We start from the raw sequence: 2,144 nt of genomic DNA on the forward strand, positions 1-2,144 counted from the left end.
GTTCCCATTCCGAACACAGAAGTTAAGCTCTCTTGCGCTGATGGTACTTGGTGGGAAACTGCCTGGGAGAGTAGGACGTAGCCGCGTAATCTTTTTTAGTTTTTGTTTTTATGTGTGGATGGGTTAATGTTTGAATTTTGAACGTATATGATGACGAAATTAGTTCTTGTAGGCTGGCTAAGAAACCGCGCCAGACAACTACAATCACAAACATCGTCATCATATCAATTCGAAATGCAATCATTAACCCTTCATTAGATTAAGAACTAAAACCTAAAGACTCTTACACTAATGCTGTGTTTTGGAGAAGATCAAAGTTAAAACCTATATCAAATTTACTTGTAGGCTGGCTAAGAAACTGCGCCAGGCAGCTACAATCACTAACATCGCCCTCATATCAATTCGAAATGCGATCATTAACCCTTCATTGGATTAAACCCCAAAATCTAAAGACTTCTTACACTAAAGCAATATATAGGAAAGATCAAAACTACAATTAATATAAAGAGATTAGTTCATGTAGGCTGGCTATCGAACCGCGCCAGACAGCTACAATCACTAACATCGCCCTCATATCCATTCGAAATACAATCATTAACCCTTCATTAAGTTAAGAACTAAAACCTAAAGACTTCTTACGCTAAAGCTAATATATAGGAAAGATCAAAACCTTAATTAATATAAAGAGATTATTGTAGGCTAGCTAAGAAACCGCGCCATACAACTACAATCACAAACATCGTCATCATATCCATTCTAAATGCAATCATTAACCCTTCATTAGATTAAGAACTAAAATCTAAAAGCTTTTTACGCTAAAGCAATATATAGGAAAGATCAAAATCTTAATTAATATAAAGAAATTAGTTCATGTAGGCTGGCTAAGAGTCGCGCCAGACAGCTACAATCACTAACATCGCCCTCATATCCATTCGAAATACAATCATTAACCCTATATTAGATTAAACCTTAAAATATAAAGACTTCTTACACTAAAACTTTGTTTTTGGGAAGATCAAAGTCAAAACCTATATCAAATTTATTTGTAGACTGGCTATCGAATCGAGTCAGACAGCTACAATCACTAACATCGCCCACATATCCATTTTAAATGCAATCATTAACCCCTCATTAGATTAAGAACTAAAACCTAAAACTTCTTATGATAAAGCTGTGTTTTGGGAAAGTGAAAGTCATCAAATGTGTATAATGAAGAAATTAGTTCATGTAGACTGGCTATCAAACCGCGCCAGACAACTACAATCACTAACATCGCCCTCATATCCATTCGAAATGTAATCATTAACCCTATATTGGAATAAGAACTAAAATCTAAAAGCTTTTTACACTAGCTAATATATAGTTACTATTGCAGGAAAGCCCAAATTCGCCACTATTTCCTAAGAAAGCCTCTATTAGGCAAGAAGGCTATTTTAAGTTACATTAGTTATGAAACTACTAAATCGTATTCTGTAGTTTTAATTTAAATGATCTTTGCTTCTTGCAGATTGTAATTCTTCTTCATGTCTAGGTCAAAGATATTGATATAATAGCACTATTTCTAGAGTTATATTATTTTTTCTTTCCATGTCTTTACTTATATTTCACATTATTTATAAATAAGCTACTAAATAGTATAGTGTTTAGTTATATATCTATAGAAAATATAATAACTATAGCTGAAAGTATAATTATTGGGAAAGTTAATAAAACATACAAGGCTAATTCATTATTACTAAGTTATATATAATATATAACGTATTGAGTTTTATAATTTGAGCAGAAAATAATTTTTTTATTTTGAATAATAATATATTATAATAGTTAATAAATTTAATATAGGAAAAAAAATATAAAGAAGTGATTTGTTCAAACACTTGGTATATCTAAGTTTAAATAAACTTAAGGAATTAAGCATAAACTTATTTTATAAAAAGTGTTGACATGTTTTTTTTATTTTGGTATAGTAATACTTGTCTTCGAAAGAGACGCAAACGAAACAAAGAAAACACAGAGAAAGAATTGAAAAGAACATTGAAAATTAAACAGTAGGTTAATTTATAAGAAAACAAGAAACAAACCATATAAAGCCAGATATTTTGATAACAATAGTATCTGAGCCATCAAATTTTTTATGAGAGTTT

General features: G+C 30.7%; 1 rRNA gene. It reads left to right on the forward strand.

Going from position 1 to position 2,144, the window contains the following annotated elements:
* Positions 1 to 87, forward strand: a 5S ribosomal RNA gene (gene rrf / locus KQI18_RS13930); the annotation flags it as partial.
* Between the last annotated feature and the right edge of the window lie 2,057 nt (positions 88 to 2,144).

It is taken from the genome of Metaclostridioides mangenotii, from assembly GCF_018917235.1.
In the GTDB taxonomy this organism is placed as follows: domain Bacteria; phylum Bacillota; class Clostridia; order Peptostreptococcales; family Peptostreptococcaceae; genus Metaclostridioides.